4 protein-coding genes are annotated in these 3,436 nt (G+C 70.4%); all 4 read left to right on the top strand.

Translation table 11 applies throughout. From position 1 onward, the window contains the following. Positions 1 to 116 precede the first annotated feature (116 nt). Positions 117 to 1,661, top strand: coding sequence for a sensor histidine kinase (locus DBR23_RS07945; RefSeq protein ID WP_108497868.1), 1,545 nt, complete (start codon positions 117 to 119; stop codon positions 1,659 to 1,661). Further along, positions 1,651 to 2,283: a response regulator transcription factor gene (locus DBR23_RS07950; RefSeq protein WP_056059589.1), complete on the top strand. Its 633-nt coding sequence runs from the start codon at positions 1,651 to 1,653 to the stop codon at positions 2,281 to 2,283. The genes DBR23_RS07945 and DBR23_RS07950 overlap by 11 nt, the downstream gene beginning before the upstream one ends. Positions 2,284 to 2,422: 139 nt before the next feature. Continuing rightward, on the top strand, positions 2,423 to 2,917 hold the full coding sequence (locus tag DBR23_RS07955; protein ID WP_056745563.1) for a heme-binding protein: 495 nt from the start codon (positions 2,423 to 2,425) through the stop codon (positions 2,915 to 2,917). Between the two features lie 43 nt (positions 2,918 to 2,960). Then, positions 2,961 to 3,436, top strand: a 476-nt coding sequence (locus DBR23_RS07960; protein ID WP_108497869.1) for an ankyrin repeat domain-containing protein, incomplete at its 3' end; no start/stop codon positions are given.

The following is a 3,436-nucleotide window of genomic DNA, read 5'->3' on the forward strand; positions in this document are numbered from 1 at the left end:
TCTTGATCTGCGGCCATTGCCAAGGTCTGCTGCTTCATCTGCGGATAACGTTTGACCCCTCTCAATGGTGGACCTTAATCAGCGTTGCCCTAAGGCCCCCATGCCAGAATCCGCGCATGCTCCCCGCCTGGCGCCGCCTTTTGCCCCGACACGCTCTGCACCTGCCCAGCCTGCTGTTGTGGGTGGCAGTGGCCTGCATCGGTTGCGGCTGGCTGGTGGTGGACCGCCTGCAGCAGCTGCACGCGGCATTTGAGACCGACGCGCGCATCGTGCACCGGCTGCTGAGCCAGCGCGTGGTGCAGCACGACGCCATCATGGCCACGCTGGCGCTGCTGCAGCCAGCCGCTGCGGCGGATGACCTGCACAACGCGGCATCGCCCCTGCCCCGCCTCACGTCGGTGTACCCGCAGATCCTGGCGGTGCTGCAGCGCTCGGCCCACAGCGACTGGCCGCCCGCACTGCAGGCCGAGCTGACAGCCGCCGAGGCCACCTCACGGCGCACCGGCCACGCCGCTACGGCAGGCCTGAACCTGCCCGCAGGCCGTTACTACCTGGTGCTGGCGGGCACGCCAGCCAGCTATGCGCTGCACATCGACCTGCGCACCACCATCCCCGCCGACGAGTGGCCCATGGACATGGCCGCCAGCCCGGTGCGCGTGACGCTGGAGCACGGCGGCACGGCTTTTGTGGTGCAGCCCGGCCAGGCCGACCAGGGCAGCGGCATACGCACCTACGACTTTCACAAACTGCTGGCCGCCGCCAGCCAGCCGCTGGACGTGGTGGCCCGCCGCACCGTGGGCCTGCACGAACTGCCCTGGTGGCGCATGTTGGGCTGGTGCCTGCTGACCGCAGCGCTGTGGACCGCAGGCCGCGCACTGTGGCGCCAGCGCGTGGCGCGCCAGCGGGCCGAAGAGCTGCTGCGCCTGGGCCAGGTGGCGCGGCTGAACACATTGGGCGAATTGGCCGCTGGCATGGCCCACGAGCTGAACCAGCCGCTGACCGCCCTCCTGTCCAGCACCCAGGCCGCCCAGCGCCTGCTGGCCGACGACCCACCCGACCTCGACACCGCACAGACCGCCATGGCCCGCGCCGTGGAGCAGGCGCGCCGCGCATCCACCGTGGTGGGCCGCCTGCGCCGCCTGGTGGAGCGGCCCGACCTGGCCGGTCAGGCCCAGCCCCTGGCACTGCCCACCGCCGTGCAGGACGTGCTGCACCTGCTGGAGCCCGAGCTGGCACAGCGCGGCGTGGTGCCCGAGGTGTTGGCCGCCGCAGACCTGCCCCCGGTGCTGGCCGAACCCGTGGCCCTGCAACAGATCATCCACAACCTGCTGATGAACGCGCTGCAGGCGCTGGAGCAAGTGCCCCTCGCTGAACGCCAGCTGCACCTTGCAATGGCGCAGGCTGGGGCCGGACAGGTGGCGCTTTCGGTGCGCGACCACGGCCCCGGCATCCCGCCCGAAGCACGCCAGCACCTGTTCGAGCCCTTCTACACCACACGCAACGGCGGCCTGGGCCTGGGCCTCACGCTGTGCGAGAGCCTGGCGCAGGCCATGGGCGCGCAGCTGAGCCTGGCGCCCGAAGCCACGCCCCCATCCGCCGCCCAACGGGGGGCTGAGTTTGTGCTGACCCTCAACGTCGCACCACCCACCGATGACCGATAGCGCCCCCTCCCTCTCGCCCCTGATCCATCTGGTGGACGACGATGCTGCCGTGCGCGAGGGCCTCTCCCTGCTCATCAGCACCGTGGGCCTGCGCGTGCAGACCTGGGCCGACCCGCAGTCGTTCATGGCCGGGTTTGACCGCGCCAGCATCGGCGCCATCGTGCTGGATGTGCGCATGCCGGGCATCAGCGGCCTCACGGTGCTGGAGCAACTGCTGGCGCAGGGCGTGGACCAGCCCGTGATCCTGCTCACCGGCCACGGCACGGTGGAGATGTGCCGCCGCGCGTTCAAGACCGGCGCGGCCGAGTTTCTGGAAAAGCCGGTGGACGACGAAGTGCTGATCGAAGCCCTGCAAAACGCCGTGCGCCAGCATGTGCGCTCGCGCGAACGCCACCAGGCCGACCAGCAGGCGCGCGAGCGTTTTGCGCAGCTCTCGGCCCGCGAGCGCGAGGTGCTGGGACTGATCGTGGAGGGTCTGACCAACAAGGAAATCGGCCGGGCGCTCGAACTATCGCCCCGCACGGTGGAAACACACCGCGCCAACCTGTTTGCCAAGCTGGGGGCCGAGTCGCTGGCGCAGCTGATCCGGCGCTACGCGGCGCTGGTGGACGCGGCCGCGTGAGCTGCCCCTTGGCGGGCTTTCCGTAGTTCTACGGAGGCCCGCGCGTAGCCGCCCGAATGGCCGAAAACGGCGGCCATTTCTACAGTTCTCCCACGGCGCCACAACGGGTGGCACCGACCCAGAAACACCGGAGAACACCATGCAAAACCGCCTCGCCACCGTCGCCGCCCTCACCCTGTCCCTGATCGCCACCGCCGCCAGCGCCGAAGGCGTGCGCACCGAAAAGAACATGTCGCTGGACCTGGCCACGCAGATCGCCGCGCAAACCGTGGCCACCTGCACCGCCAACGGCTACGCCGTCACGGCCACCGTGGTGGACCGCGCAGGCACCGTACGCGCGGTGCAGCGCGCCGACAACGCCGGCCCCCACACGCTGGAAGCCAGCCGCCTCAAGGCCTACACCTCGGCATCGGCCAAGAACACCACGCTGGCCATGATGGAAGGCGCGCAGAAGAACCCCGCTGCGGCCAACCTCGTGAACATCCCCGGCTACCTGCTGCTGGGCGGCGGCGTGCCGGTGAAGGTGGGCAACGAGGTGATCGGCGCTGTGGGCGTGGGCGGTGCACCCGGCGGCCACCTGGACGAGCAGTGCGCGGTGGCGGGCATTGCCAAGGTGCAGGATTTGCTGAAGTAAGCCAGCCCCACCACAGGCAACTGAGCATTCAACGGAGGCCCTCATGAAGCCGTGGAATCTTGTTTTCGCCCTGGCCGCCGCACTGGCCTGTGCCACCCCGGCCCAGGCCCAGGTGCCACCCACGGCGGCCGAAACAGCGGCCTACCAGGGCCTGCATGCCGCTGCGGCGCGGGGCGATGTGCCCAGGCTCACCCAGCTGATCGCAGCGCGGGCCGACGTGAATGCCCGCGAAGGCTACGGCCGCACGCCACTGCATGTGGCCACCTATGCGCGGCAGGCCGATGCCATCCGCGCGCTTGCCCAGGCTGGAGCCGACCTGAATGCGCTGGAGAACGACCGCTACGACGCCGTGACCATCGCCGCCGTGGCCGACGACGAGGCCACGCTGCGCGTGCTGCTGCAGCTGGGCGCCAGCGCCCAACAGGTGACCAGCCGCTACGACGGCACGGCCCTGATCGCCGCCGCCCACCTGGGGCACGACGGCGTGGTGCGTCAGTTGATCGCCGCCGGGGCGCCGCT

Origin of the sequence: Acidovorax sp. HMWF018, from assembly GCF_003061035.1 — a bacterium.
Classification (GTDB): Bacteria; Pseudomonadota; Gammaproteobacteria; order Burkholderiales; family Burkholderiaceae_C; genus Acidovorax; species Acidovorax delafieldii.